The organism is Oceanicella sp. SM1341 (assembly GCF_003448965.1).
In the GTDB taxonomy this organism is placed as follows: domain Bacteria; phylum Pseudomonadota; class Alphaproteobacteria; order Rhodobacterales; family Rhodobacteraceae; genus Paroceanicella.
In genome coordinates this window covers 88727-111353 of record NZ_QRGC01000007.1, presented here as the reverse complement: position 1 = coordinate 111353, position 22627 = coordinate 88727, and the positions used below count along the sequence as shown (strand labels likewise).

At 70.8% G+C, this 22627-nt stretch carries 23 protein-coding genes and 1 tRNA gene; 17 read left to right on the top strand and 7 right to left on the bottom strand.

Features of this window, described 5'->3' with window-relative positions; translation table 11 throughout:
* Positions 1 to 140: 140 nt before the first annotated feature.
* Positions 141 to 1088 carry an alpha/beta hydrolase gene (locus D3P35_RS09055; RefSeq protein WP_157982082.1) on the bottom strand — a complete coding sequence of 316 codons (948 nt, stop codon included), beginning with the start codon at positions 1086 to 1088 and terminating at the stop codon, positions 141 to 143.
* 169 nt (positions 1089 to 1257) lie between these two features.
* On the bottom strand, positions 1258 to 2010 hold the full coding sequence (locus tag D3P35_RS09050) for a GNAT family N-acetyltransferase (RefSeq protein ID WP_118134391.1): 753 nt from the start codon (positions 2008 to 2010) through the stop codon (positions 1258 to 1260).
* A 133-nt stretch (positions 2011 to 2143) separates the two neighbouring features.
* On the opposite strand from D3P35_RS09050, the gene msrB reads away from it, so the two are divergent.
* Complete coding sequence (msrB, locus tag D3P35_RS09045; RefSeq protein ID WP_118134390.1) at positions 2144 to 2545, top strand: peptide-methionine (R)-S-oxide reductase MsrB; 402 nt, start codon at positions 2144 to 2146, stop codon at positions 2543 to 2545.
* 56 nt (positions 2546 to 2601) lie between these two features.
* Here msrB and bamE read toward each other — a convergent pair whose 3' ends face one another.
* Positions 2602 to 3051: an outer membrane protein assembly factor BamE gene (gene bamE, locus D3P35_RS09040; protein WP_118134389.1), complete on the bottom strand. Its 450-nt coding sequence runs from the start codon at positions 3049 to 3051 to the stop codon at positions 2602 to 2604.
* Between the two features lie 170 nt (positions 3052 to 3221).
* Between bamE and D3P35_RS09035 the strand changes: the two genes are divergently transcribed.
* The 9 genes from D3P35_RS09035 (at position 3222) to D3P35_RS08995 (ending at position 9296) form a co-directional block, all read left to right on the top strand.
* Complete coding sequence (locus tag D3P35_RS09035; protein WP_157982081.1) at positions 3222 to 3737, top strand: DUF177 domain-containing protein; 516 nt, start codon at positions 3222 to 3224, stop codon at positions 3735 to 3737.
* 152 nt (positions 3738 to 3889) lie between these two features.
* Positions 3890 to 4096 (top strand): 50S ribosomal protein L32, encoded by a 207-nt coding sequence (gene rpmF / locus D3P35_RS09030; protein WP_118134387.1) that lies wholly within the window; start codon positions 3890 to 3892, stop codon positions 4094 to 4096.
* Between the two features lie 71 nt (positions 4097 to 4167).
* Positions 4168 to 5250, top strand: a complete 1083-nt coding sequence (plsX, locus tag D3P35_RS09025) for a phosphate acyltransferase PlsX (protein ID WP_118134386.1) — start codon at positions 4168 to 4170, stop codon at positions 5248 to 5250.
* Positions 5247 to 6224: a beta-ketoacyl-ACP synthase III gene (locus D3P35_RS09020; RefSeq protein WP_118134385.1), complete on the top strand. Its 978-nt coding sequence runs from the start codon at positions 5247 to 5249 to the stop codon at positions 6222 to 6224. Before plsX ends, D3P35_RS09020 begins: the two co-directional genes overlap by 4 nt.
* A 126-nt stretch (positions 6225 to 6350) precedes the next feature.
* Positions 6351 to 6647 carry an integration host factor subunit alpha gene (gene ihfA, locus D3P35_RS09015; RefSeq protein ID WP_118134384.1) on the top strand — a complete coding sequence of 99 codons (297 nt, stop codon included), beginning with the start codon at positions 6351 to 6353 and terminating at the stop codon, positions 6645 to 6647.
* A 23-nt stretch (positions 6648 to 6670) separates the two neighbouring features.
* Positions 6671 to 7417, top strand: a complete 747-nt coding sequence (locus tag D3P35_RS26505) for a MerR family transcriptional regulator (RefSeq protein WP_198670521.1) — start codon at positions 6671 to 6673, stop codon at positions 7415 to 7417.
* A gap of 48 nt (positions 7418 to 7465) precedes the next feature.
* Positions 7466 to 7542: transfer RNA gene (locus D3P35_RS09005), tRNA-Pro, on the top strand.
* Positions 7543 to 7632: 90 nt separating this feature from the next.
* The gene (locus D3P35_RS09000) at positions 7633 to 8727 is read left to right on the top strand and encodes a 2'-deoxycytidine 5'-triphosphate deaminase (RefSeq protein ID WP_118134464.1); all 1095 of its coding nucleotides are present in this window, start codon (positions 7633 to 7635) and stop codon (positions 8725 to 8727) included.
* 14 nt (positions 8728 to 8741) lie between these two features.
* Positions 8742 to 9296: a sugar O-acetyltransferase gene (locus D3P35_RS08995; protein WP_118134383.1), complete on the top strand. Its 555-nt coding sequence runs from the start codon at positions 8742 to 8744 to the stop codon at positions 9294 to 9296.
* Positions 9297 to 9989: 693 nt separating this feature from the next.
* Here the strand turns inward: D3P35_RS08995 and recQ are convergent.
* The 3 genes from recQ to D3P35_RS08980 form a co-directional block, all read right to left on the bottom strand.
* Positions 9990 to 12044, bottom strand: coding sequence for a DNA helicase RecQ (gene recQ / locus D3P35_RS08990; RefSeq protein WP_118134382.1), 2055 nt, complete (start codon positions 12042 to 12044; stop codon positions 9990 to 9992).
* Positions 12045 to 12171: 127 nt separating this feature from the next.
* Positions 12172 to 12462, bottom strand: a complete 291-nt coding sequence (locus D3P35_RS08985) for an HU family DNA-binding protein (RefSeq protein ID WP_118134381.1) — start codon at positions 12460 to 12462, stop codon at positions 12172 to 12174.
* Between the two features lie 86 nt (positions 12463 to 12548).
* On the bottom strand, positions 12549 to 12869 hold the full coding sequence (locus D3P35_RS08980; RefSeq protein ID WP_118134380.1) for an iron-sulfur cluster assembly accessory protein: 321 nt from the start codon (positions 12867 to 12869) through the stop codon (positions 12549 to 12551).
* A gap of 75 nt (positions 12870 to 12944) precedes the next feature.
* Between D3P35_RS08980 and D3P35_RS08975 the strand changes: the two genes are divergently transcribed.
* From D3P35_RS08975 to xth, 7 genes are all read left to right on the top strand, one after another.
* Positions 12945 to 14093, top strand: a complete 1149-nt coding sequence (locus D3P35_RS08975; RefSeq protein WP_118134379.1) for a deoxyguanosinetriphosphate triphosphohydrolase — start codon at positions 12945 to 12947, stop codon at positions 14091 to 14093.
* A gap of 562 nt (positions 14094 to 14655) precedes the next feature.
* On the top strand, positions 14656 to 16401 hold the full coding sequence (argS, locus tag D3P35_RS08970; RefSeq protein ID WP_118134378.1) for an arginine--tRNA ligase: 1746 nt from the start codon (positions 14656 to 14658) through the stop codon (positions 16399 to 16401).
* A 159-nt stretch (positions 16402 to 16560) separates the two neighbouring features.
* Positions 16561 to 17619: an SPOR domain-containing protein gene (locus D3P35_RS08965; protein WP_118134377.1), complete on the top strand. Its 1059-nt coding sequence runs from the start codon at positions 16561 to 16563 to the stop codon at positions 17617 to 17619.
* Between the two features lie 5 nt (positions 17620 to 17624).
* The gene (nagZ, locus tag D3P35_RS08960) at positions 17625 to 18635 is read left to right on the top strand and encodes a beta-N-acetylhexosaminidase (protein ID WP_118134376.1); all 1011 of its coding nucleotides are present in this window, start codon (positions 17625 to 17627) and stop codon (positions 18633 to 18635) included.
* Positions 18628 to 19446: a ScpA family protein gene (locus D3P35_RS08955; protein WP_118134375.1), complete on the top strand. Its 819-nt coding sequence runs from the start codon at positions 18628 to 18630 to the stop codon at positions 19444 to 19446. Before nagZ ends, D3P35_RS08955 begins: the two co-directional genes overlap by 8 nt.
* Positions 19439 to 20128 carry an SMC-Scp complex subunit ScpB gene (scpB, locus tag D3P35_RS08950; RefSeq protein ID WP_118134374.1) on the top strand — a complete coding sequence of 230 codons (690 nt, stop codon included), beginning with the start codon at positions 19439 to 19441 and terminating at the stop codon, positions 20126 to 20128. Before D3P35_RS08955 ends, scpB begins: the two co-directional genes overlap by 8 nt.
* 550 nt (positions 20129 to 20678) lie before the next feature.
* Entirely contained in the window at positions 20679 to 21461 is a 783-nt protein-coding gene (gene xth / locus D3P35_RS08945) for an exodeoxyribonuclease III (RefSeq protein ID WP_118134373.1), read from the top strand.
* A 572-nt stretch (positions 21462 to 22033) separates the two neighbouring features.
* Here the strand turns inward: xth and D3P35_RS08940 are convergent.
* Positions 22034 to 22393: a hypothetical protein gene (locus D3P35_RS08940; RefSeq protein WP_157982080.1), complete on the bottom strand. Its 360-nt coding sequence runs from the start codon at positions 22391 to 22393 to the stop codon at positions 22034 to 22036.
* Between the last annotated feature and the right edge of the window lie 234 nt (positions 22394 to 22627).

Here is a 22627-nt window from a genome sequence, read left to right as displayed (position 1 = left end):
GCCCGGGCTGGCCGCCCGGGCGAAAGGGGCGAGCGGAGAAGCCCCGCTTCCCACCGCCCGGAAAAGCGCGCCGGATGCCGGAAGGCGCCGGCAACCTCCCCGTTCAGCGCTGAGGGCCGGGCGCCCGGGCGAGCCTCGCCTCAGAGACAGTCGTTGATGAAGCCGATCTGCCGGGCGCGGAAGGCGCGGGCGATGTCGAGGTCGAAGGCATCGAACGCATGCACGCCGCCGGGATAGACAGCGAGCCCGGTCTCGATGCCCGCCCCCGCCCAGCGGGCGGCGAGCTGCAGCGTGTCGTCCATCAGCGGATCGTTGGTGCCGACCTGGAACAGCGCCGGCGGCATGCCCGAGAGGTCGGCCAGCAGCGGCGAGGCCACCGGGCCCGCGCGCGTGGCCGCCTCGGGCATCACGTTGTCGATGAACCAGGCCACCGTGGGGGTGGAGAGCACGAGCTTGCGCGCGCCCCAGTTCGCCATCGAGGCGGTCATGCGCATGTCGAAACAGCCGTAGTTGAACACCGCGCCCGCCACCCGCGCCATGCGGCCCGCGTCGCGCAGCGCCACCAGCAGCGACCCGGTGAGATGCCCGCCGGCCGACTCGCCGCCGATCACCACCGGCAGGTCGGGCCACTCGGCCCGCACCCAGTCGAAGGCGGCGATGCAATCCTCGAGCTGCGCCGGCCAGACATGCTCGGGCGCCAGCCGGTACTTCACCGAGACCACGGTCATGCCCGTGCTGGCGGCGATCTCCTGGTTGGGCATGTCGAAATGCTCCGGGCTGCCCAGCGTCCAGCCGCCGCCGTGGATGTGCAGGAAGATGCCCCGCGGCTCGGCCACCGGGCTGATGCGCACCCGGTTGCCGTTCGCCAGCTCGCGCCAGGACGATCCCTCCAGCGGCCCGCGGATGGGGAAGATGCCCTTGCCCTCCTCGCGCGCCTTGCGGGTAACCTCCACGGGCACCTCGTGGGTGGCGGGCAGGTCGGCGAGCATCGCCTCCAGCCCGGCATTGAACCGCGCGGTCTCCTCCGAAACGGCAGCGGCATCGAAGAGCGCCGGGTCGAGCACCGGCTTCATGTCATGTGTGTGCATGTGCTGCATGCTAGTGCGCGGCCCGGCGCGCGCAAGGGATTCGGCGGCGGGGAAGTGTCATGCCTCATCGCCGCCCCCCGGGCGGCACCGGTCACGCCCGGCCCGGCTGGCAGAGGCGCGGCGCAGGCCTCGCGCCGTGAGGCCGCGAGCGAACCGGCGGCACCCGCGCTCAGGCGCTGCGGGCGCGCAGCAGGCGGGCGCGGGCCTTGGGCACCCCGCGCACCTCCACCCCGGTGAACACGTGCAGGGTGTTGAGATCCTTGTCGATCACCGCGTGGTCGGACACCCAGCCCCCCATCACCAGGTAGGTGCGCAGCAACGGCGGCATGCGCTTCATCGCGAGCTTGAGGTCGGGCTTGCGCAGCCGCAGCCGGGCGGCGAAGCGGAAGACGCGCGGCGCCTTCACCCGCGGCAGCCAGTGCCGCGGCGCGAGATGGCGCTCGGCGAGCAGCGCGAAGGCGTCGTGATACTCCTCCGCCTCGGTGCCGTGGAAGCTCGAGCAGCCGAAGAGCAGCTCCACCCCGTTCTCCTCCACGAACTCGGTCACCGCGGCCCAGGCCACGCGCAGGATGTCCGGGTGCCGCGCCGCGGGGTCGACGCAGAACCGCCCCATCTCCACCATCGGGCCGGTGTAGCTCGCGAGCGGCCCGAGATCGTAGTACTGCGCCGAGTAGGACCGCCCGATCTCCGATCCGTCGCGCAGCGGCAGGATGCGGAAGCAGCACACCAGCCGGCCGTCGCGGGTGTCCTCCACCAGCACGTGGCGGCAGACATCGTCGAAATCGTCGGCGTCGAGCCCGGTCTCGCCCTCGGGCCCCGGCGCGGCGCGGAAGCTGCGGAAGCGCAGGCGCTGTGCCGCGAGGATGTCCTGCGGGCTCGCGGCGAAGCGCGCGGCGTATCGGGGTTTGCGGAAACCGGTCATGGCTGGCCCTCCTGTCCTTCACCGGCGATCCTGCACGAGGCTGGTGTCACAAGCGTGACTATTGCATTTTCGTGCGGCATCGCCACATGGACGTGTCGTTCCCAGGCACAGAATCAATACCCGGAGGAGTCGAATGACCGAAACGACCGACAAGCTCATCAAGTCGGACGCCGAGTGGCGCGAACAGCTGAGCGATCTTGCCTACCAGGTCACCCGGCAGGCCGGCACCGAGCGCGCCTTCTCCCACCCCGGCTTTCCGAAGGGCACAGCGCTGTTCCGCTGCGTGTGCTGCGATGCGCCGCTCTTCGCCTCGGATGCGAAGTTCGAATCCGGCTGCGGCTGGCCGAGCTTCTTCCAGCCGATCTCCGACGAGGCGATCATCGAGCACGAGGACAATTCCTGGTTCATGACCCGCACCGAGATCCGCTGCGCGCGCTGCGACGCCCATCTCGGCCACGTGTTCAACGACGGCCCCGCGCCCACCGGCCTGCGCTACTGCCTCAACGGCGTGGCACTGCGCCACGAGCCCGTGTGAGGCCCCGAGCCGCCACGGCGGGCCCGGCAAGCGCCGGGCCTGCCCTGCCCGCTGCCTTACTGCAGCAGCGAGCCGGAGGAGAAGTTGAACATGTTGCCCAGCAGCTGCTGGACCACGTTGAGCTCCTTGCCGTAGGTCGGGGTGGTGCGGGTGACGAGGTCGATGACCTGGCCGTTCTCCATGCCGAACTGGCGCACGTCCTGCACGGTGCCCTGCTCGTCGAACAGCACCACGACCACGGTACGGTCGACCACCTCGGGAGCGTAGAAGAGATATTCCTTCTCGGTGGAGCCGACGTAGTACCAGGCGTCGTTGCTCACCAGGCCCTGCGTGCCGGGGCGGCCGATCTTCTCGCGCACCGAGCCCTTGGTGTCCTGCCCGGCGACGATGCCGCTCAGCTCGTCGGGTTTCGGCGCATAGCCGTGCCCGCGATAGGTGGCGCTGCACCCGCTGACGGCCAGACAGCCTGCAACAGTGAGAACGAACAGCCCGTTGCGCAGCGTCATGGTCTCTCTCCCGGCAACCCAAATCCCTTGGTGACGTACCTTGCGGATAGTGTAAATTCAAGATGTTCCCGCGGCCCCCGCTCTCGCGGCCGGCCGCCCAGGGTGATGTGAGGAGGACACCAATGCCGAAACACGCCAGGCGCCCTGACCTGCCCCCCGAAACTCCGGAAATGTCGCGGCCCGTGCGGCTCGACCGTCTCGGGGCGTCCGAGCCCCGGACCTATTCCGAAACCGCCACCGACGCGGAGCGCAAGGCGCTCGCGCGCCTGTTCGACGCCCATGCGGTGGACAAGTTCCGCTTCACCGTCACGCTCAGCCCGCTGGGCAGCAACGGCTGGGCGCTCGACGGCACGCTGGAGGCCTCGATCATCCAGAGCTGCGTGGTGAGCCTCGCGCCCGTGCCGGCGAAGCTTTCCGAGCCGATCCGCCGGCGCTTCCTGCCCGAGGGCACCCCGGTGGACCCCGAGCTCGAGGACGAGACCGAGCCGCTCGAATCCGTGGTCGACCTGGGCGGAATCGCCATCGAGACCGCCGCCCTCGCACTCGACCCCTACCCGCGCGCCCCGGGCGCCGGCCTGCCGGCCGATGCGGCGCCCGCACCGCAGCCCGAGGCGGAGGAGGAAACCCGGCCCAATCCCTTCGCCCGGCTCGCCGAGCTGAAGCAGAAACTTGGCGACGGGAGCTGACACCGCAAGAATCCGCTTGCAGACCCGGACTTTTCGAGTATTTTCCGGCTCTCGTTTTTCCGGCTGGCACAGTCCCGGCCCGCGCCCCGTGCGCGGCGGGAACAGGTTCGGCCCCACCCGAGCGCCGCAAGGCCAGACACTGAGGTTGAGACATGGCTGTCCCACAGAACCGCAAGACCAGCTCCAAGCGCAACATGCGCCGTTCGCATGACGCTCTTGTGGCATCGAACCCGAACGAATGCTCGAACTGCGGCGAGCTGAAGCGCCCGCACCACGTGTGCGGCTCCTGCGGCCACTACGATTCCAAGGAAATCGTGGCGGTGGTCGAGGAAGTCGACCTCGACGAAGACGCGGCGTAAGACGACCTGGCGGAACAAGTGGTCTGCACAGCCCGTTTACCCGGGGCTGAAATGGGGGCAGAACCAGAGATATGACCCGCCAGATTGTGCTTTCGATCGATGCGATGGGCGGGGACCGCGGTCCCTCCGTCGTCATCAGCGGCATGGCAAAGTCCGCCGCCAAGAATCCTGACATCAGGTTTCTTCTGCATGGCGATCCGCAGCAGCTCGAACCGCTGCTGCGCCGCCGGCCCAACCTCGACCGCATCACCGAGCTGCGCCCCTGCTCCAGCGTCATCGCCATGGGTGAGAAGCCCAGCCACGCGGTGCGCCACGGCAAGGGCAGCTCGATGTGGAACTGCGTCGACGCCGTCGCACGCGGCGAAGCGGCGGTCGCGGTGTCCTGCGGAAATACCGGGGCGCTGATGGCGCTCTCCATGCTGCGCATGCGCCGCGCGCCGGGCATCGACCGCCCCGCCATCGCGGTGCTCTGGCCCTCGCGGAACCGCGCGGGCTACAACATCGTGCTCGACGTGGGCGCCGATGTGCGCGCCGACGCCGCCTCCCTCAGCCAGTACGCGATCATGGGCGCCGAGTATGCCCGCGTGGGTCTCCATCTCGAGACCCCCCGCGTCGGCCTGCTCAACGTGGGCACCGAGGATCACAAGGGCGGCGCGGAGCGGCACGAGGCCAATGCCACCCTCGCCCGCATCGCCTCCGGCCCCGGCGCGGCCTTTTCCTACCACGGCTTCGTGGAGGGCGGGGACATCACCGGCGACAAGGTTGACGTGATCGTGACCGACGGCTTCACCGGCAACATCGCCCTGAAGACCGCGGAGGGCACCGCGAGCCTGATCGGCTCCTTCCTGTCGGAGGGATTCCGGGCCACGCTGCTTTCACGCATCGCTGCAATTTTCGCCTTCAGGGCCTTGCAGAGGCTCAAGAAACGCATCGACCCCCGCCGCGTGAACGGTGGCGTTTTCCTCGGGCTGAACGGCGCGGTGGTAAAATCGCACGGCAGCGCCGATTCGACCGGTTTCTCCGCCGCGATCAAGCTCGCCTTCCACATGGCGCAGGACGGATTCGCGGAAAAGGTGGCGGCACGGGTTGCATCGGGCCTGCCCGGAGGCATAACTGCGCCCGGGGTGACAAGCGGAGCAGGAACAGATAAATGAGCGTGACACGCGCGGTGACGATGGGCTGCGGACATTACCTGCCGGAGCGCGTTGTCGAGAACGCCGAATTCGAGGCGACACTCGACACCTCCGACCAGTGGATCCGTGAGCGCACCGGCATCGAGCGCCGCCATTTCGCCGCCGAGGGCCAGCTCACCTCCGATCTCGCCATCCGCGCCGCCAAGGCCGCGCTGGAGAACGCCGGCATGACCGGGGCGGACATCGACGGCATCGTCCTCGCCACCGCCACGCCCGACGAGACCTTCCCCTCCACCGCCACCAAGGTGCAGACCGCCATCGGCATGAAGGGCGGCTACGCCTTCGACGTGCAGGCCGTCTGCGCCGGGTTCATCTACGCGATGACCACGGCGAACGCGCTGATCTGCTCGGGCCAGGCCAGGACCATCATGGTGATCGGCGCCGAGACCTTCTCGCGCATCATGGACTGGTCGGACCGCGCCACCTGCGTGCTGTTCGGCGATGGCGCCGGCGCGGTGATCCTGCAGGCGGCCGAGGGCACCGGCGGCGCGGAAGACCGCGGCGTGCTCTCCACCGACCTCAATTCGGACGGCCAGTTCCACGACCTGCTCTATGTCGACGGCGGCCCCTCGAGCACCGGCACCGCCGGCTTCCTGCGCATGGAGGGCCGCGAGGTGTTCCGCCACGCGGTGATGAAGCTCGCCGCCTCCGGCGAGGCCGCGCTGGAGAAATCCGGCCTCTCCGCCACGGACGTGGACTGGATCGTGCCCCACCAGGCCAACCTGCGCATCATCCGCAAGACCGCGGAGAAGATGGGCGTGGGCATGGAGCGCGTGGTGGTGACCGTGCAGGACCACGGCAACACCTCGGCGGCGTCGATTCCCCTTGCCCTCTCGGTGGGCGTGGCGCGCGGCCAGATCAACCGCGGCGACCTGCTGCTGATGGAGGCCATCGGCGGCGGGCTTGCCTGGGGCGCTGCCGCGGTACGCTGGTAACGGCCCCGGAGCAGGGTTTTCCGTGCTCCTTCAAGCCCTTGATATTGACTCTCAAAGCAGTTTCTCCCACGCTTTGGCCAGATCCGGTCCCGGGCAGCGGACTCGGCCATCCATGGGAGAGAGATTTTGAGCAGCAAGACCCTGACCCGTATGGACCTGAGCGAGGCCGTGTATCGTGAGGTCGGTCTGTCGCGCAACGAATCCGCCGTGCTGGTGGAGAGCGTGCTCGAGCACATGTCCGACGCGCTGGTGAAGGGCGAGACGGTCAAGATCTCGTCCTTCGGCACCTTCACCGTGCGCGCCAAGAGCGAGCGCATGGGCCGCAACCCCAAGACCGGCGAGGAAGTGCCCATCGAGCCGCGCCGCGTGCTGGTCTTCCGCGCCTCGCACATCATGAAAGACCGGCTCAACCAGAGCCTCTGAGCTCCCGAGCCACCGGACAGACTATGAGCAAATCGCCCCAGGCGTTTCGGACCATCAGCGAGGTGTCGGAAGTCCTCGACATCCCCGCGCACGTGCTGCGCTTCTGGGAGAGCCGCTTTCCGCAGCTCAAGCCGATGAAGAGCAACGGCGGACGCCGCTACTATCGCCCCGAGGACGTGGACCTGCTGCGCGGCATCCGCGAGCTGCTCTACGATGACGGGATGACCATCAAGGGCGTGCAGAAGATCTTCCGCGAACAGGGCGTGAAATCCGTCATGGTGCGCGGCCAGGACACGGTCGAGCCCGAGGAGGAGGACGAGGACAGCCCCGCCCTGCTCGGCGACGATTTCACCGCCGCCGCCGAGGCCGAGGACGGGCTCGACGACGAGGGCTCGATCTGGGACGATTCGGACATCGAGCCGATCGACAGCGGCTATGACGATGCTCCGCCCCCGCCGCCGCCCCTCGCCGGCCGCCATCAGCCCGACTACATGGCCGAGGACGAGCGCACCGGCGACGATGACGGCTTCGGCCCCGCCGAGGCGGAGGAGGACGAGGAGGAGGACTCCGGTCGACAGGGCGCCTTCCTGCTCGAGCCGCAGCCGCCGCAACGTCCGGCCGCGAAACCCGTGTCCCGCACCCTCGAAGCCGCCGCGCATTCGGGCCCCGAGACCGGCGCACGCACCGCGCGCGATGCGGCCGTGCGCCAGGCGATCACCCGTCTCGAGGCCATCCGCGCCCGCATTCTTCGCGCTCTCGACGAGGAGTGATTTTCCCGCTTGCACCCCCCGCGGAAGGCTTATAGAAACCCCGTCAGTCGGGCCGTGGCGCAGCTTGGTAGCGCGCTTGCATGGGGCGCAAGAGGTCGTGAGTTCGAATCTCGCCGGCCCGACCATTTCGAAACGCCGGCGCCTTCGGGTGCCGGCGTTTTCGCTTGTCTGACGGCCCCGCAGCCGGGGCCCGCCGCGGGAAGAGCATGGGGGAGATGGCGATGAACGCGACAGCCGGCGCACTGCCGTCACAGGCCATCGAGGCGATGATCGCCTCCGGCGAGATCCGGGCCGCGGCCCCGATCACCGGCAATCTCGTGCAGCCCGCCAGCCTCGATCTGCGCCTCGGCACCGAGGCCTACCGGGTGCGCGCCTCCTTCCTCGCCGGCGAGGGGCGCTGCGTGTCCGAGCGGCTGGAAGAGTTTCAGATGCACCGCATCGACCTCACCGCGGGCGCGGTGCTGGAGACCGGCTGCGTCTACCTCGTGCCGCTGATGGAGAGCCTCGCCCTGCCCGCCGATGTCTCGGCGGTGGCGAACGCGAAGAGCTCCACCGGCCGGCTCGACCTCTTCACCCGGCTGATCTGCGACAACGGCACCGAGTTCGACCGTATCGAGCCCGGCTACACCGGCCCGCTCTGGGCCGAGATCTCGCCGCGCAGCTTCTCGGTGCTGGTGCGCCCGGGCCAGCGGCTGAACCAGATCCGCTTCCGCCGCGCCTCCGGCGCGCTCTCCGACGCCGAGCTGCGCGCGCTGCACGCCGCCGCACCGCTGGTCGACGGCACGCCGCATATCGACGGCGGGCTCGGCTTCTCGGTCGACCTTCTGCCGCCCGAGGGCACGCCCGCCGGCTACCGCGCCAAGCCGCATTCCGGGCTGATCGACCTCGATCTCATCGGCCATTACCCGGTCTCGGAATTCTGGGAGCCGGTGTTTCCGCGCCGCGGCGGCGGCATCATCCTCGACCCCGGCGCCTTCTACATCCTGGTGAGCCGCGAGGCGGTGCACGTGCCGCCCGACCATGCCGCCGAGATGGCGCCCTATCTCGCGATGGTGGGGGAGTTCCGGGTGCATTACGCAGGCTTCTTCGACCCCGGTTTCGGCCATGCCGCGGCCGGCGGCGCCGGCTCGCGCGGGGTGCTGGAGGTGCGCTGCCACGAGAGCCCCTTCGCGCTGGAGCATGGCCAGATCGTCGGCCGGCTGGTCTACGAGCGCATGGCCGAGCGGCCGGAAATCCTCTACGGTTCGGGCCTCGGATCCAACTACCAGGGCCAGGGGCTGAAGCTCGCGAAGCACTTCCGCGCCCCCTGAAGCGGAGCCCCGCGATGAGCGACACGCGCAGCGAGAAGCAGAAGATGCTGGCCGGCGATCTCTACCGCGCCGACGACCCCGAGCTGCGCGCCGACGCCGCCCGGATCGCGCGCTGGATGGACCGCTACAACGCCTCCCAGGCCCGCCCTGCCGCGGAAAGCCGCGCCCTGCTCGCCGAGGCGCTCGGCAGTGTCGGCGACAGCGTCACCATCCGCCCGCCGTTCTTCTGCGACTACGGCTACAACATCCACATCGGGCGCGACGTGTTCCTGAACTTCAACTGCGTGCTGCTCGACGTGGTGGAGATCCGCATCGGCGACCGCACGCAGATCGGCCCCGGGGTGCAGATCCTCACCGCCGACCACCCGCGCGGCGCGGCGGAGCGGGCAAGCTTCCTCGAGTTCGGCCGCCCGATCCGCATCGGCGCGGATGTCTGGATCGGCGGCGGCGCGCTGCTGATGCCCGGCGTGACGGTGGGCGACGGCGCGGTGATCGGCGCAGGCGCTGTCGTCACCCGCGACGTGGCGCCGGGCGCCACCGTGGTCGGAAACCCCGCCCGCCCGCGCTGAGCCGGGCGCAGCCGCTTCGCCCGGGCGACCAGCCCGGGCCGCGCCCGACCCTCCCCATGGGAGGGCGCGATGGCGATGCCATCCGCCGCACAGCCGTCGTCCGGAGCTTTCACGATAAACCGCTGACCACGGGCGTGGCAGCGCTCACCGGGGGGCCAGGCGCGGCCTGCGCACCTTGCGGAGCCTGTAGATAAGGGATGGGCACTGGCGAGCGCGGCGCAACGATGCCAGTGCACCGCCGGGCTCAACCCCGCCCACCGGGGCACGGTAGCCCATGGCAACGGCTCGCGCACCGCAATATCAGCGCCTCACCCCTGCGGCCGGACGGTGGGTGGACTCGCAACGGCGCACCGCACCGATCGGCGCTCCCGCCCGGGCGACCAGCCCGGGCCGCGCCCGACCCTCCCCCCGGGAGGGCGCGATGGCGATGTCATCCGCCGCACGGCTGTCGTCCGGGGCTTTCACGATAAACCGCTGACCACAAGCGCAGCAGCGCCCACCCAGGGTCGGGCGCGGCCCTCGGCGCACAGCGGTGAGCGAGCCGTCGATCAATGGACCTCCGCGATTGCGCAAGGCCGGGGAGGCGGTGCCGGTCAGATTGTCCCTGCCCGGGGAGTGAACGGCCGTGGGGCTGCATCATCCGGCAGTGGCGCGCCCTGTGGCCCATGCGCCTTCGCTTGCGGCAGGCCGCCCTCAGCCCTCTTCCCAGCCCTCGATCAGCTCGAGGAAGGCGGGGCCGAAGCGCTCGAGCTTCTGCTCGGTCATGCCGTTCACCCGGGCAAGCTCGGTGATGCTGCGCGGGCGCAGCTCGGCGATGCGGGCGAGCGTGGTGGTCTGGCAGGAGAGGAACTTGCCCAGGCCCTCGGGCCCGCGCGCGAGGCGCACCTGCGCCTCGTGCAGGGCGTCGAAGAGCGAGCCGCCGCCGGCCCGGGCCAGCTTCACCCGGGCGGGATGCGGGCGCTCCATCTCCTCGCCGGCGATGACGGAGAGGAACTCGGTGCCGTAGCGCTCCAGCTTCTTCGCGCCCACGCCGGAGATGCGGGCCATCTCGTCGAGCGTGGCGGGTTTCTTCGAGGCCATCTCGATCAGCGTCGCGTCGGGGAACACCACGTAGGCGGGGGCCCGCTGCGCCTCGGCCAGTGCCCGGCGCTTGGCCTTCAGGGCCGAGAAGAGGGCCTCGTCCGCCTCGCCCACCATGGCGCGCGGCAGGCGCTCGGGCCGGTCGGCGCGGGTGATCGCATCGCGGCGCAGCTGCACCGGCACCTCGCCGCGCAGCACCGGCCGGCCGGCCTCGGTGATGCCGAGCGCGCCGTGCCGCGCCGGGTTGGCGCGCACGATGTCGAGGGCCGCCATCTGGCGGAAGATCGTCCGCCAGGCGGACTTGGAATAATCCTGCCCCACGCCGAAGGTGGGCAGCTTGTCATGCCCCCACTGGGTGATCTTGGCATTCGCCTCGCCGCGCAGGATCGAGATCAGGTGCTCGGCGCCGAAGCGCTCCTCGGTGCGCAGCATGGCCGAGAGCGCCTTGCGCACCGCCTCGGTGCCGTCGAACAGCTCGCCCGGGCGGCGGCACAGGTCGCAGTTGCCGCAGGGCTCGGCGCCGGTCTCGCCGAAATAGGCAAGCAGGGTCTGGCGGCGGCAGACCGGGGCCTCGGCCAGTGCGAGCAGCGCGTTCAGCCGGGCATGGTCGGCCTGCTTGCGCTCGGGCGGTGCCAGCCCCTCGTCGATCTGGGTGCGGCGCAGGCGGATGTCGTCCATGCCGAACAGGGTGAGGGTTTCGGCCGGCGCGCCGTCACGGCCCGCGCGGCCGATCTCCTGGTAATAGGCCTCCACCGACTTGGGCAGGTCGGCATGGGCCACGAAGCGGATGTCGGGCTTGTCGACCCCCATGCCGAAGGCCACCGTGGCGCAGACGATCAGCCCGTCCTCGCGCTGGAAGCGGGCCTCCGCCTCGCGCCGGGTGTCGGGGTCGAGCCCGGCGTGGTAGGCCAGCGCCTCGCGCCCGGCGCCGCGCAGCGCCTCGGCGAGCTGCTCGGTCTTGGAGCGGCTGGAACAGTAGACGATGCCGGCCCGCTCCGGCCGGGCGGCGACATAGCCGAGGATCTGGTCGCGCGGCTTCTGCTTGGGCTCGAAGGCGAGGTAGAGGTTCGGCCGGTCGAAGCCGCGCAGGAACACCTCCGGCGCGGCGTCGAACAGGCGGGTGACGATCTCGGCCCGGGTGTCCTCGTCGGCCGTGGCGGTGAAGGCGGCGGTCTGCACGCCGAGCGCGCGGCGCAGCTCGCCGATGCGCAGGTAGTCGGGGCGGAAGTCATGGCCCCACTGGCTCACGCAATGCGCCTCGTCCACCGCGAGCAGGCTCACGTTGATCCGCCGCAGCAGCCGCTCGGCGCCGGAGAGGCGCTCTGGCGCCATGTAGAGCAGCTTCAGCCGGCCCTCGTCGAGGGCGGCGAAGACCTCCTCGTTTTCCTCCGGCGTGTTGGCGGAGGTGAGGGCGCCCGCCTCCACCCCGTTCTCGCGCAGGGCGCGCACCTGGTCGCGCATCAGCGCGATGAGCGGGGAGATCACCACCGTGACGCCCTCGCGCATCAGCGCGGGCAGCTGGTAGCACAGCGACTTGCCGCCCCCCGTGGGCATGATGGCCAGCACGTCGCGCCCCGCGGCCACGCTCTCGACGATCTCGCCCTGCCCGGGCCTGAACGCGTCGAAGCCGAAGACCGAGGCGAGGAGCGCATGTGCTGAACTGGTCATGGGGAAGTCCGTCCGTGGGGCTGGGCCGGGGGCGCGGCCGGTGCCGGGCACCCCCCGGAAATGCGAGGACCGGCCGCGGGGGGCCGGTCCGTCGTTCTGGCAAGGCCGGGTGGCGCCGGAAGGGCGCTCAGCCGTTGACCACGTCCTTGAGGGCCTTGGCGATCACGACCTTCACGGCACGGTCGGCCGGCTTCTCGATCTGCTCGCCCGTGGAGGGGTTGCGGACGGTACGGGCCGGGCGTTCGCGGCAGACGAACTTGCCGAGGCCGGGAAGCGTCACCGCGCCACCGCTTTCGACCTCACCCGCGACAATGGCGGCGAGGGCGTCGAGCGTCCGGTTGGCGACCGCCTTGTCGATGCTGGCCGCTTCGGAAAGCGAAGCGACGAGCTGGGTTTTGGTCATCGGTTTCTGTGACATGATCACTGCTCCTGTCTTGTCAGTCGGATTCGGTTTAATCCGATCTTTCCGACAGGAACAATCCCTTTCCGTCCGGAACGCCCCGCTCAGATTGAAAAACTGGTACCACAGCCACAGGACGAGGTGGCATTGGGGTTTTCAACCGTGAAGCGCGCCCCGATGAGCTCTTCGGTGAAGTCGATCACCGCTCCGGTGAGAAACGGCAGCGAGGCGGGGTCGATCACCACGCGGGTGTTTCCGCGCTCGAGCACGAGGTCGTCGGTCTCCGGGGCTTCCTCGAGGCGGAAGTCATACTGGAAGCCCGAGCAGCCGCCACCCTCCACGGCCACGCGCAGCAGCGGTGCGTTGAGTTCCTCGAGGCGGGCGAAGGCCCGGTCGGTGACTTTCGGAGGCAGGGCAAGGTCCATGTCTTTGCGCCTTCAATGATATGTTGTATCCCGAATTTAGTTTCTGCCCGCCCTGCCTGCAAGTGAGGACACCGAATGCCTGCCCCCTATGCCTCCGACCCCGGCGCGAGCCGCGGCAGGCTTCATGCCGAAGACCCCTCCGCCCACCGCTCGCCCTTCCAGCGCGACCGGGACCGCATCATCCACTCCTCCGCCTTCCGGCGCCTCAAGCACAAGACGCAGGTGTTCGTGGAGCACGAGGGGGATTATTTCCGCACCCGGCTCACCCATTCCATCGAGGTGGCGCAGGTGGCGCGCACCATCGCCCGCACGCTCAGGCTCAACGAGGACCTGACGGAGGCGGTGGCGCTGGCGCATGACCTCGGCCACACCCCCTTCGGCCACACCGGCGAGGACGCGCTGGCCGAGATGATGGCCCCCTGGGGCGGGTTCGACCACAACGCCCAGGCGGTGAAGATCGTCACGGCGCTGGAGCAGCATTACGCCGAGCATGACGGGCTCAACCTCACCTGGGAGACGCTGGAGGGCATCGCCAAGCACAACGGCCCGGTGGGCAACCCTTCCTTCGCGCTGGCCGAGTACAACGCCATCCACGATCTCGAGCTCGCCACCCACGCGAGCGCCGAGGCGCAGGTGGCCGCCCTCTCCGACGACATCGCCTACAACAACCACGACCTGATGGACGGGCTGCGCGCCGGGCTCTTCCTGGAGGAGGAGATCCGCGAGCTGCCGGTGATCGGCGCCTGCTTCGACGTGGTGGACAAGCGCTGGCCGGGGCTCGAGCCCTCGCGCCGCCAGCACGAGGCGCTGCGCCGCGTCTTCGGGGTGATGGTGGAGGACGTGCTGCGCGAGAGCCAGCAGATCCTCGACCGCTCCGGCGCCGCGAGCCCGGAGGACATCCGCGCCCTCGACTACCAGGTGGTGCGCTTCTCGCGCCCGCTCTGGGAGGACCTGAAGATCATCCGCAAGTTCTTCTTCGACAACATGTACCGCCACTGGCAGGTGCGACGCATGCGGCGCAAGGCGGCGATCGTGGTGAAGGACCTGTTCAACATCTTCCTCGAGGACACCGGCATGCTGCCCGACGAATGGCGCCGCAAGGCGAATTTCGCCGGCGAGGGCGTGGGCCGGGCGCGCGTGGTCTCCGACTACATCGCCGGCATGACCGACCGTTTCGCCCTGCAGGAACACCGCAAGATCATGGACCCCAGCGAGCGCGGCTGAGCCACGGGCGAGAAGCGCCGCCCCCGTCCCCGCGCCTCCCGGGGGGAAACGTCCGCCTCGCCGAGGGGCTTCGCCCCGCAGCTCCGCGGCCGTGGCGAAGGCCCCGAAGGGCCTCCGCCGGTGCGGGCGTCGGTCGGCCCGCCTCGTTCGCGGCCTGACATGACCGATCCGACAGCGGGCTCCCGGCCCCACCCTCCCGCCCGGGCGACCAGCCCGGGCCGCGCCCGACCCTCCCCCCGGGAGGGCGCGATGGCGATGCCGCTTGCCGCACAACCCTCGTCCGGGGCTTTCACGACAAACGCTGACCACAGGCGGCGCTGCGCCCACCCGGGGTCGGGCGCGTCCCTCCGCACCAAGCCCGGAGCGTGCAGCGGCAGGGATTGCCTGCGCTGTGCCCTCCGGGGTCGGGCGTGGCGCTCGGCACGCGGCCAGACAGGGGACCGAGAGGCGCCGATGCCCGGAAGCCCGCGCGGCGCACGCCCGCCCCCGCGGCCAAACCGCTGTGGCGGGGCCGGCGGCCATGTGGTATTCGCCGTCTCGAACCAGAATACGGACGCCGCAGATGAACCTTTTCGCCGATATCAAGACCCTCGTTCTCGACAGTCTCGCCACGCTCACCGCGCAGGGCACCCTGCCCGCCGGGCTGGACCTGGGCAATGTCGCGGTCGAGCCGCCGCGAGACCCGGCGCATGGCGACATGGCGACCAACGCGGCCATGGTGCTCGCGAAGCCCGCCGGCCGGAAGCCGCGCGACATCGCCGAGGCCCTCGCCGCCCTGCTCGCCGACGACCCGCGCATCGCCTCTGCCGAAGTGGCGGGCCCGGGCTTTCTGAACCTGCGCCTCGCGCCCGGTGTCTGGACCTCGGTGATCCCGGCCGCCCTCGCCGCGGGCACCGATTTCGGCCGCTCCGCCATGGGCGGCGGGCTGAAGGTGAACGTGGAATACGTCTCGGCAAACCCCACCGGCCCGCTGCACGTGGGCCACACTCGGGGTGCCGTGTTCGGCGACGCGCTCGCCAGCCTGCTCGACTTCGCCGGCTATGCCGTGACCCGCGAGTATTACGTGAACGACGGCGGCGCGCAGGTCGACGTGCTCGCCCGCTCCGCCTACGAGCGCTACCGCGAGGCGAACGGGCTCGAGCCCAAGATCGCCGACGGGCTCTACCCCGGCGACTACCTCGTGCCCGTGGGCCAGGCGCTGAAGGAGAAATACGGCGACAGCCTGCTCGAGCGCCCCGAAGAGGACTGGCTCGAGGAGATCCGCCTCTTCGCAACGCAGGCGATGATGGACATGATCCGCGCCGACCTCGCCGCGCTCGGTGTGACGATGGACACGTTCTTCTCCGAGAAATCCCTCTACGGCACCGGCCGCATCGAGGCAGCACTCGCCGATCTCGAGGCCAAGGGCCTGATCTACGAGGGCGTGCTGGAGCCCCCGAAAGGCAAGACCCCGGAGGACTGGGAGCCGCGCGAGCAGACCCTGTTCCGCTCCACCCTGCACGGCGACGACGTCGACCGCCCGGTGAAGAAATCCGACGGCGCCTGGACCTACTTCGCCCCCGACATCGCCTATCACTACGACAAGGTCAGCCGCGGCTTCGACATGCTGATCGACGTCTTCGGCGCCGACCATGGCGGCTACGTGAAGCGCATGAAGGCAGCGGTCTCCGCCCTCTCCGAGGGCCGCGTCCCGCTCGACATCAAGCTCTGCCAGCTGGTGAAGCTCTACAAGAACGGCGAGCCGTTCAAGATGTCCAAGCGCGCCGGCACCTTCGTGACCCTGCGCGACGTGATCGACGAGGTGGGCCCGGACGTGACCCGCTTCACCATGCTCACCCGCAAGAACGACGCCGCACTCGACTTCGACTTCGCCAAGGCGCTGGAACAGTCGAAGGACAACCCGGTGTTCTACGTGCAATACGCCCATGCCCGCGTGCACTCGGTGATGGGCCGCGCGGCCGAGGCCGGCATCCCCACCGATGCGGCCGCCATCGCCGGTGCCGACCTCACGCTGCTGGCCCACGAGGCCGAGCAGGGGCTGGCGGCGAAACTCGCCGAATGGCCGCGCATCGTGGAGGCGGCGGCCGCCGCGCATGAGCCGCACCGCATCGCCTTCTACCTCTACGATCTCGCCTCCGACCTGCACGGGCTGTGGAACCGCGGCACCGACGACCCCTCCCTGCGCTTTGTGCAGGAAGGCAACATTCCCGCATCACTTGCGCGCCTGGCGCTGATTCGTGCCGTTTCGGTTGTGATTGCCGCCGGTCTTGGTATTCTTGGCGTCACCCCGGTACAGGAAATGCGCTAGAGGCAGCGCAGGGGGCGGCCGGACACAGGCGACACCGCGGCCCATTGCCGGAAACGGCACGGGACCGCGGGCAGGATCGCCGGGCGGGCGCCCGAATTCCCGGGGTTTGATGCAGGCAAGCCACAGGAGACGTGTGGCAAGAACAGGCGATGGACCCCGATGCAGGACCCGTACGATTCCCACCCCGACGATTCGGATCACACCCGCCGCAGCCGCACCGGCGCGGCCGGCAAATGGCTCGGCGCCGTGGTATCGGTGGCGATGATCGGCGCCGTCGGGGTCTGGACCTACAAGCTCGGTGAGCGCGATGCCTCGGCCGTGCCGGTGATCCTGGCCATGGAAGGCCCGGCGAAAGTGCAGCCGGACGATCCGGGCGGCCTGCAGGCAGCCTACCAGGGCCTCTCGGTCAACGAGGTGATGCGCGGCCAGCCGCCCTCGCCCCGCCCCGATGACGTGACCCTCGCCCCCTCCCCGGCCGAGCCGACCGACCAGGACCTCGCCGTCTCCGAGCTGCTGCCCGAATTCGCCCGCCAGCCGGCGAGCGCGCGCGGCACCTCCGCCACGCCGCCGGCCAGCCGCAGCGCCTCGGCCGCCGCCCCCCAGGCAGGCCCGCAGGCCGCGCCCGAGCCCACGGAGCTGAGCTCGGTCGAGGAGGACGAGGAAGACCTCGGCTTCGCCCCCGCCGGGGAGAGCGCCCGCGCGGTGACCGAGGCCAGCATGCGCAGCGACGCACCCGCCCCCGGGACCGCCCCGGAAACCGCGGCCGAACCCGAGCAGGCCGAGAGCACGCCGCTCGGCTCCGACAGCCAGTACGCGCTCGCCCGCTCGCAGAGCCCGCGCCAGCGCCCGGCCGACCTGCGGCTCGCCGCGGCCACCCCGCAGGAGAGCGCGACGGTTGCCACCGCCGCGGCGGCTCCCGCGCCGGCCGCCGCCCCGCAGCCCGCCGAGGTCACCTCCGAGCTGCCGCGCGGCACGATGATGATCCAGCTCGGCGCCTTCGATTCGCCGGACGTGGCGCGCTCGGAGTGGAAGCGCCTTTCCTCCGCCCATGCCGACCTGCTGGGCAAGCGCCAGCTGGTGATCCAGCGCACCACCTCCTCCGGCCGGGTGTTCTACCGCCTGCGCGCCGCGGGCTTCGACGATCTCGCCGCCGCCCGGGCCACCTGCTCGGCGCTCACCGCGCGCGGGCCGGCCTGCATCCCCGCCCGGCAGGACTGATCTGCATGGCCCGCGCCGCGATTCTCGGCTGCCTCGGCACCGCCCTCACCCCGGGCGAGGCCGCCTTCCTGCGCGACGCAGACCCCTGGGGCTTCATCCTCTTCGCCCGCAACGTGGAGAGCCCGTCGCAGGTTTCGGCCCTCGTCTCGGCCCTGCGCGAGACCGTGGGGCGCAACGCCCCGGTGCTCATCGACCAGGAGGGCGGCCGGGTCGCCCGCCTGCGCCCGCCGCACTGGCGCGACTGGCAGCCGGTGCGCGACATGATCGGGGCGCTGCCCGCCGAGGCCGACGTGATCGAGGCGCTGTACCTGCGCTACCGGCTCATCGCGCATGAGCTCGCCGCCCTCGGCATCGACGTGAACTGCGCCCCGCTGCTCGACGTGCCCCAGCCCGGCTCGCATGACGTGATCGGCAACCGCGCCATCGGCGACGAGCCGGCGCGCATCGCCCTGCGCGGCCGCGAGATCGCCACCGCGCTGCTCGATGGCGGGGTGCTGCCGGTGATCAAGCACATCCCCGGCCACGGCCGCGGCATGGCCGACAGCCACCTCTCGCTGCCTTCCGCAGAGGCGAGCGCCACCGAGCTGCGCGCCACCGACTTCCTGCCCTTCCGCGCCATGCGCGACCAGGTGCTGGGCATGACCGCACACATGGTCTACCCGGCCATCGACCCCGAGCGCTGCGCCACGCTCTCGCCCGCGGTGATCTCGGTCATCCGCGGCGAGATCGGCTTCGACGGCCTTCTGATGACCGACGATCTGTCGATGAAGGCGCTCTCGGGCAGTTTCGGCGAGCGCACGCGCCTCTCGCTCGCCGCCGGCTGCGACATGATCCTGCATTGCAACGGCGATCCGGCGGAAATGCGCGCCGTGATGACCGAGTGCCCCGCGCTCTCCGGCCCTGCCGCCGCGCGCGCCGCCCGGGCCGAGGCCGCGCGCCGCGCGCCCGCGGCTTTCGACGCCGCCGCGGCCGACGCCCGTTTCGCCGAACTCACCGGGGTCACCGCCGATGCCTGAGGACTTCCCCGACATCTCCGCCGGCGGCGGCGGTGCCGAGGCGGCCAGTGTCGCGGAGCGCATGGCGGCGGAGGCGCTGCTCGTCGATGTCGACGGGTTCGAGGGCCCGCTCGACCTGCTCCTCACCCTCGCGCGCACCCAGAAGGTGGATCTGCGGCGGGTGTCGATCCTCGGGCTCGCCGAGCAATACCTGGGCTTCGTGGCCGAGGCGAAGCGGCTGCGCATCGAGCTTGCCGCCGATTACCTGGTGATGGCCGCCTGGCTCGCCTTCCTGAAATCGCGCCTGCTGCTCCCGCCCGACCCGGAGGCCGAGGGCCCCTCGGGCGAGGAGCTGGCCGCCCATCTCGCCTACCAGCTCGAGCGGCTGGAGGCGATGCGCCGGGCCGCGGCGCGGCTGATGGGGCGTGACCAGCTCGGGCGTGACCGGTTCGTGCGCGGCATGGCGCAATCCATCACCATGAAGCGCCGGGTGATCTACGACGCCTCGCTCATCGACCTGCTGCAGGCCTATGCCCGGGTGAAGACGCGGGACGAATACGAGCCCCTGCACGTGAAGCGCGGCGTGGTCTACACCATGGAGCAGGCGCTGGAGCGGCTGCGCGGGCTCATCCCGCAGGCGGTGAACTGGGGTGTGCTCGAGGCCTTCCTCCCCGAGGGCTGGCGGCTCGACCCCGAGAAGCGCCGCACCGCCACCGCCGCCACCTTCGCCGCCATGCTGGAGCTGGTGAAGGACGGCCGCGCCGAGATCCGCCAGGACGATGTCTTCGCCCCCATCATGGTCCGGGCCGTGCGCCGGGTGGAGCATGACTGAGGAGCTGCCGCCGGACGAGCCCGCGCCGAGCCTGTTCGAGGCGCCCCCGCAGGGCGAGCAGGAGCGCATGGTCGAGGCCATCCTCTTCGCCTCCGCCCAGGCGCTCACCGAGCGCGAGATCGCCGAGCGCCTGCCGCATGGCTGCGAGGTGCGCGTGGCGCTGGAGGCCCTGCGCGCGCATTACCGCGACCGGGGCGTGGCGCTGGCGCGAGTGGGCGAGGCCTGGGCCTTCCGCACCGCGCCCGATCTCGGCTTCCTGATGCACAAGGAGGCGGTGGAGACGCGGCGCCTCTCGCGCGCGGCCATCGAGACGCTGGCCATCATCGCCTATCACCAGCCGGTGACCCGGGCCGAGATCGAGGAGATCCGCGGCGTGTCGGTCTCGCGCGGCACGCTCGATCTGCTGATGGAGCTCGAATGGGTGCGCATCGGCCGGCGGCGGATGACGCCGGGGCGGCCGGTGACCTTCATCGTCACCCCGGTGTTCCTCGACCATTTCGGGCTCGAGAGCCCGCGCGACCTGCCCGGCATCCGCGAGCTGCGCGACGCGGGCCTGCTCGACAACCGCCCGCCCCCCGGCCACGGGCTCGACCTCGGCCCCGACAGCAACGCGGATGACGGGCCGGAGGAGGACGAGGACGAGGACGACAACCGCCGCGACCAGGACGACATGTTCGACTGAGCCCCGGCGGAGCGGGATGACCGGGCCCGGGCGCCTCGCCCTGCCGAAGCAGATCCGGACCCGGGACGAAGGCTGAGCCCGTGATTCTCCGCAGGCCCGCTTCCGATCACCGTCCCCGCGGCCCGCTCTCCGCCGGCGCACTCTGCCCGGCGCGCCACAATGCACGGAGGGACGCGGCCGACCCTGGGTGGGCGCAGTGCCGCCTGTGTCAAAAGCCCCGGGCGAGGGCTGTGCGGCTCAAGACATCGCCATCGCGCCCTCCCGGGGGGGGGGGAGGGTCGGGCGCGGCCCGGGTTGGTCGCCCGGGCAGAAGGGCTGAGCGAAGGCGGCAGCGGGGCACCCGGCGGAACCGGCGCCTCGGGGGGCATCGAGCCCCCGCTCGGCGCCCGCCACCCCCCTTGCGGGGCGCGGCGCGCCCTGGCCCGGGCCGCACCCCCGGCGCGTGCATCGGCCGCCCGGGCCGGGGCCGGATCCTCGCCGAGTTTGCATTTCAATCCGTGGGCCTTTTGCTCTAGAGCAGGGACATAAGCTGACATGGGGGACCTGGCGCATGCGCATCGCGAGCTACAACATCAACGGCGTGAAGGCCCGGATCGGCGCGCTCACCCGCTGGCTGGAGGCGGAGAAGCCCGATGTCGTGGTGCTGCAGGAGATCAAGTCGGTCGACGAGGCCTTCCCGCGCGAGGCGATCGAGGACCTCGGCTACAATGTCGAGACCCATGGCCAGAAGAGCTTCAACGGCGTGGCCATCCTCTCGCGCAGCCCGATGGAGGACGTGACCCGCGGCCTGCCCGGCGACGAGGAAGACGAGCAGGCCCGCTGGATCGAGGCCACCGTGGTGGGGCCGAAGGACGCCCTGCGGGTCTGCGGCCTCTACCTGCCCAACGGCAACCCGGCGCCGGGGCCTAAATACGACTACAAGCTCGCCTGGATGGAGCGCCTGCGCACCCGCGCGCGCGCGCTGCTCGCCGCCGAGGAGCCCGCGCTGATGGCCGGCGACTACAACATCATCCCCCAGGCCGAGGACGCGGCGAAGCCGGAGGCCTGGGCCGAGGACGCACTGTTCCTGCCCGCCTCGCGCGCCGCCTTCCGCCGCATCGAGACCCTTGGCTTCACCGACGCCTACCGCGCACTCAACCCCGGACCGGGCGCCTACACGTTCTGGGACTACCAGGCCGGCGCCTGGCAGAAGAACAACGGCATCCGCATCGACCACATCCTGCTCACGCCCCAGGCCGCCGACCGCCTCACCGCCTGCGGCATCGACCGCGACGAGCGCGACAAGGAGAAGCCCTCCGACCACGTGCCGATCTGGTGCGACCTCGACATCTGATCCGGCAGACCGGCCCGGGCCGGGAGCCCTCTCCGGGCCACGGGCACCAGCCCTGAGAGCGATCGGGCAGGCGGAGGCCCGAGCCCGCGAACTTCTTGATCAGCCACGGGGCGATCCCACCCCTTCCCGGCAACCGGGGCCGGACACCGGCGACCTTCAAGCCAAGTCGGGCATCGGCCTGCAGGAAACGCGCAGAGCCGGGCACTCCGGCCTCAAGCCGCGTCCCCTCGCTTGCCGCATGGCCGCGGCCTTGCCCCGCCTGCCTATGCCGGCACTACAGTGCGAGCGCTTCCCACGCCAATGCCCAGCCAGCCCGTCAGCCCTGGAAACCCGCGCGTTTACCGCCCGGGCCGGAGACCTGCAGCAAGGCGCTTGTCGTTTCCCGGCATGTGTCGGGGTGCATCCCGGGGCGCGGCGCGCCCCGGCCGGCCCGCCTGCGGGCCGGCACGGCCCAACGCGGAGGGGGCTTCCGCGCGCAGCGCGGCTGTCACCGGAGGGGCGGGAGGCCTCCGTGCCGCGCGCAAACGTCGACCCGCAGCGCTGCGCGATGGGTTTCGGAGAAAGGGTGTCGCTCAGCGCCCGGCGCTGCGCCGCCAGATGCGCGAGGGCAGGCGCAGTTCGGCGAGGTAGGACTGCGCCCCGAGGTCTTCCCAGAGCCGCGCGCCCAGCAGGCCGGCGGAAAGGTGGTCGGGGCTGCTCATCGCGCGATCGGCAGGCATGTCGGCCTCGCCGGTCTCGCGCCAGACGATGTCGAGCCAGGGGCCGTCGACCTCCCAGCTCAGCACCGCCCGGCCGCCCGGGGCGATCTCGTCCATGGTCCGGGTCCAGCCGAGGAGGATGAGCGCCACCACCGCATCCGCGCCCTGCAGCAGTTCCGGCGCGCCGGCGCCCGCAAGGCAGGTCACGTCGAGATGCGGCCTGCGTGCACGCACCACCCGATGCACGAGCGGCTCGAGCGGCACTCCCGGCGGACGCAGGAGCGTGGAACCGTCAGGCCCGATTTCGTGCAGTCTTCGGATGTTTCCGGCTCCCAGATGCGTTTCGTCCAACTCGCTGGCGCCTCGAACAAGTCCCATCGGCCCCTCGTACAAAACCAAAGAATACCTGCAGATCACACGAGAATGTATTCACTGGCCGGCAAATGCCATCAATTTTTCATCATCTGG

What these genes read in the sequence shown, in the direction of transcription:
- D3P35_RS09055 (WP_157982082.1), bottom strand. Translation starts at nt 1,088, where the DNA reads ATGCACACACATGACATGAAGCCGGTGCTCGACCCGGCGCTCTTCGAT.
- D3P35_RS09050 (WP_118134391.1), bottom strand. Translation starts at nt 2,010, where the DNA reads ATGACCGGTTTCCGCAAACCCCGATACGCCGCGCGCTTCGCCGCGAGC.
- msrB (WP_118134390.1), top strand. Translation starts at nt 2,144, where the DNA reads ATGACCGAAACGACCGACAAGCTCATCAAGTCGGACGCCGAGTGGCGC.
- bamE (WP_118134389.1), bottom strand. Translation starts at nt 3,051, where the DNA reads ATGACGCTGCGCAACGGGCTGTTCGTTCTCACTGTTGCAGGCTGTCTG.
- D3P35_RS09035 (WP_157982081.1), top strand. Translation starts at nt 3,222, where the DNA reads ATGTCGCGGCCCGTGCGGCTCGACCGTCTCGGGGCGTCCGAGCCCCGG.
- rpmF (WP_118134387.1), top strand. Translation starts at nt 3,890, where the DNA reads ATGGCTGTCCCACAGAACCGCAAGACCAGCTCCAAGCGCAACATGCGC.
- plsX (WP_118134386.1), top strand. Translation starts at nt 4,168, where the DNA reads ATGACCCGCCAGATTGTGCTTTCGATCGATGCGATGGGCGGGGACCGC.
- D3P35_RS09020 (WP_118134385.1), top strand. Translation starts at nt 5,247, where the DNA reads ATGAGCGTGACACGCGCGGTGACGATGGGCTGCGGACATTACCTGCCG.
- D3P35_RS26505 (WP_198670521.1), top strand. Translation starts at nt 6,671, where the DNA reads ATGAGCAAATCGCCCCAGGCGTTTCGGACCATCAGCGAGGTGTCGGAA.
- D3P35_RS09000 (WP_118134464.1), top strand. Translation starts at nt 7,633, where the DNA reads ATGGCGATGAACGCGACAGCCGGCGCACTGCCGTCACAGGCCATCGAG.
- D3P35_RS08995 (WP_118134383.1), top strand. Translation starts at nt 8,742, where the DNA reads ATGAGCGACACGCGCAGCGAGAAGCAGAAGATGCTGGCCGGCGATCTC.
- recQ (WP_118134382.1), bottom strand. Translation starts at nt 12,044, where the DNA reads ATGACCAGTTCAGCACATGCGCTCCTCGCCTCGGTCTTCGGCTTCGAC.
- D3P35_RS08985 (WP_118134381.1), bottom strand. Translation starts at nt 12,462, where the DNA reads ATGTCACAGAAACCGATGACCAAAACCCAGCTCGTCGCTTCGCTTTCC.
- D3P35_RS08980 (WP_118134380.1), bottom strand. Translation starts at nt 12,869, where the DNA reads ATGGACCTTGCCCTGCCTCCGAAAGTCACCGACCGGGCCTTCGCCCGC.
- D3P35_RS08975 (WP_118134379.1), top strand. Translation starts at nt 12,945, where the DNA reads ATGCCTGCCCCCTATGCCTCCGACCCCGGCGCGAGCCGCGGCAGGCTT.
- argS (WP_118134378.1), top strand. Translation starts at nt 14,656, where the DNA reads ATGAACCTTTTCGCCGATATCAAGACCCTCGTTCTCGACAGTCTCGCC.
- D3P35_RS08965 (WP_118134377.1), top strand. Translation starts at nt 16,561, where the DNA reads ATGCAGGACCCGTACGATTCCCACCCCGACGATTCGGATCACACCCGC.
- nagZ (WP_118134376.1), top strand. Translation starts at nt 17,625, where the DNA reads ATGGCCCGCGCCGCGATTCTCGGCTGCCTCGGCACCGCCCTCACCCCG.
- D3P35_RS08955 (WP_118134375.1), top strand. Translation starts at nt 18,628, where the DNA reads ATGCCTGAGGACTTCCCCGACATCTCCGCCGGCGGCGGCGGTGCCGAG.
- scpB (WP_118134374.1), top strand. Translation starts at nt 19,439, where the DNA reads ATGACTGAGGAGCTGCCGCCGGACGAGCCCGCGCCGAGCCTGTTCGAG.
- xth (WP_118134373.1), top strand. Translation starts at nt 20,679, where the DNA reads ATGCGCATCGCGAGCTACAACATCAACGGCGTGAAGGCCCGGATCGGC.